Source organism: Pseudanabaena sp. 'Roaring Creek' (assembly GCF_001402795.1).
Classification (GTDB): Bacteria; Cyanobacteriota; Cyanobacteriia; order Pseudanabaenales; family Pseudanabaenaceae; genus Pseudanabaena.
Window position 1 is genome coordinate 1 of record NZ_LIRE01000450.1, and the last position, 2,303, is coordinate 2,303.

The following is a 2,303-nucleotide window of genomic DNA, read 5'->3' on the forward strand; positions in this document are numbered from 1 at the left end:
TATAGTTGTTTTAAATAACTTGTAGACGGGCTTCGACTTCGCTCAGCCCTCGGTGTAAGCTAGCTGAGCGAAGTCGAAGCTGTAGTTTTTATTTGAATTATCTATAAAAACCAAACCCAGTAAGGGTTTTAAAATCACAAAATGGCGTAGCCATTTTGTGATTTGGTATTACTTAAAAATCTTAGAAGGAATCCCCAAAAAAGAGATCGGGGGCTAATTAGCTAGCACCATTGCCCACTAGGGAGAATCAGCCACAGCATTCCAAGCGTCGGTATACCACTGGTTGAACTGGGAAGAGCATTTAGGGTGATCGGTGTAGTCCGAACCCGTTGCCAAGCTATCTAGCATAGATTGCAATTCGCTAGGCATATCAGCCCCAATGCTCTTGTAGTAAGTGGCATCGTTTGTTCCCCATGTGGTGTATTGCTCCTGTAAGGTGGAGCAATCAAAATCGTCAAAAATACAGCTACCATCGTCCACCGTGGCAAGCGGGTTGTAATTAATCGCGCTTGGGTCAGTGCAGCCAGTAACCACAGGATTAAAGTAATTGTTCCAAGCGTCCGTAAAATACTGCCTAAATTGTTGATAACAACCTGTAGCTGAGTAATAAAAGGGAAGCGATGAAATATTGGCTAAAGCACTCCCTAAATCGCTTTGTCGGTATGGTCTAAGCGTTCCATCGTAAATTTTTCCATTTTGTGCAAGATTTACCGCAAAAGCTTCTACTTGAGATTGATAGGATTCACAAGTACCCGCGCAGCTCCCATCGTCAATGTTAGCCAGTGGATTATAGTTAGGTGCGCTTGGGTCGGTACATCCATAAACTGGAGGATCGCATTTGAATAGAGTCACCTGTTTTGGGGTTCTATTACCGCAGCTCGTCCACTCATCAACAGTAATAGATTCATCTACCCCACTGTTACGCAATACCCGTCTAGTAGGCTTTTTTACGGGTATATCGCAACTCACAAACTCAACCACAGGGATATTTATCTGTGAGCAATAATCCTCATTGGGCGGTACGCACATAGGATCGTCAGGGAATAGCGCACAAAAATCATCCTTGTTTTCTGGAATAGGATTAGGGCAGGGGTCAAAGGGTAAGCCATCGAAAATGGAAGTATCACCATTAAAGTATGTCCATGCACCATTTCCTTGTCGCCACCATAAACCGAAATCGTTCGCTAGCAAGCATTCATGGCTTAGATATGTATAAGGCGTTCCAGGAACGAGGGAAAAAACATCAAAGCGATCTGGGCTTACAGACTTAAATTCTTTGGCGACCCATACGCCAAATTGCGGCAATCTAACAAACCCATATTTGCTTGATATGTTTGTGCCGCCACAGTTATAAAAGCTCGTACAGCTATAGCGACGATTCCCTGTTACTGGGTCAATATTGGTTAATTGCAAATTTCGCGATCGCTGTTTTTGATTGCCGTTTGCATCAGGGGGGCATAAAACAGGATCGGGTTCGACAGGGATAACTACGCTATTATCGGGCGGTGGTTGGTCGGGCGGTATAGGTTTAGGAATACACTCGCAATTCTCAAACCATTTAGAACGCAACCAAACACCAACAATTTTTACTAATAATGATGTGTTTTCCCCTGACAGCACATCATTGACCTTAAAGAAATAATTCAAGATTGGCACTAACTCAGAGATGAATTTAAAAACATCTTCGTAAGTAATGGGATAAGGCTCAGGCGGTGCATCAACGCTGCAAAATTGCTCTACTGATATTTGATTTGTATCGTCATCAATCGCGATTTGGTAGGCTTTGGTAGCTACTTTTTTAAGTATTTTACCGAATACTTGATCGGCGTTGCCGATATCGGGATTAAGAGACGCGATCTGCTTAATCGCATTTGGCACAAGATCGAGCAATCGGCATAAGTCCCCCTCTAACCCGAATAGGAAACAAAGCGCCCCAATTTGATTGATGTTAATAAAATCAACCGCGCCCGATTTCTTCCTAGAGCCATAATCACAGGTCATATGCTTCTTAAAAAACCTAATTCACAACTGCATGAATAGTTGAGATAAATAAATGCATATTTCTCGTTATTTACAAACTTATGAGAAGGGATATCAAATATTTGAGAATCATATTCAATCTTGATATCGCTATCCCAGAAAAGAGGTTTTGTTAATAGCGCCCCTGCCATCGCCACACCAAAAGAGAGCGTACCCAATCCCCCCAGGGTGTACTTTATAAGATTGGTAGATTGCAATGGGGGCAAGCTAAAAACCGATTTATCTAGGCTTGGCGGTTCAAATCTTTGCCCTACCCAGCTAGG

At 42.8% G+C, this 2,303-nt stretch carries 2 protein-coding genes; both read right to left on the reverse strand.

Features of this window, described 5'->3' with window-relative positions:
* Window positions 1-237 precede the first annotated feature (237 nt).
* Complete coding sequence (locus AC805_RS14505; RefSeq protein WP_055076080.1) at window positions 238-2,001, reverse strand: hypothetical protein; 1,764 nt, start codon at window positions 1,999-2,001, stop codon at window positions 238-240.
* A partial coding sequence (locus tag AC805_RS26335) for a hypothetical protein (protein WP_197278732.1) occupies window positions 1,998-2,303 on the reverse strand: 306 nt, incomplete at its 5' end. The genes AC805_RS26335 and AC805_RS14505, both read right to left, overlap by 4 nt.